Origin of the sequence: Methylobacterium crusticola (assembly GCF_003574465.1) — a bacterium.
GTDB lineage: Bacteria > Pseudomonadota > Alphaproteobacteria > Rhizobiales > Beijerinckiaceae > Methylobacterium > Methylobacterium crusticola.
On the sequence record NZ_QOWC01000512.1, the window covers coordinates 1 to 602 of the forward strand.

Here is a 602-nt window from a genome sequence, read left to right on the forward strand (position 1 = left end):
CCAGAAGAGACCGGTAGGCGGACGCGAAGCGGGCCAGGGTCGCCGCGTCGAAGAGGCCGGCCGGGCAGGCGAGGACGGCCTCGACGCCGTCGCCCGTCTCGGTGATCTCCAGCACGAGGTCGAAGGCCGGCGTGCCGGTGTCCGCGCCGAAGGGCTCGAGGCTGAGATCGGGCGTGACCGGCGCCGGGACCCGCCGCACGGGCTGCTGGCTCAGCATCGCCGGCGCGAGGGAGGCGCGGCCGGCCCGGCGGCCGGGCCGGAGGGCCTCCGCCACGCGGTGGAAGGGCGCGTCCTGGTGTGCCTGCGCCTCGCGCAGGTCGCGCCACACGGCCGCGACGAGGTCGCCGAAGCCGCGGGCCGGATCAAGCGCCACCGGCACCACCACGGTCTCGACGAAGCAGCCGACCAGGCGGTCGCTGCCCGGGTGCCGGCGGCCCGCCACCGGGACGGCGATGCGCAGGTCGCGGGCGCCGGTGTGCCGGTGCAGGAACGCCGCGAGGGCCGCGAGCCACACCGCGAAGGGCGAGGCCTCGGCGGCGCGCGCGCGCGCCGCGACCGCGGCGGCGGTGCCGGCGTCGAGCACGACGGCGTGCAGCGCCCGC

1 protein-coding gene is annotated in these 602 nt (G+C 79.2%); it reads right to left on the reverse strand.

The window, feature by feature from the left end; translation table 11 throughout:
* On the reverse strand, window positions 1-602 hold a 602-nt coding region (locus tag DT057_RS35135), incomplete at both ends, for a condensation domain-containing protein (RefSeq protein WP_162501631.1).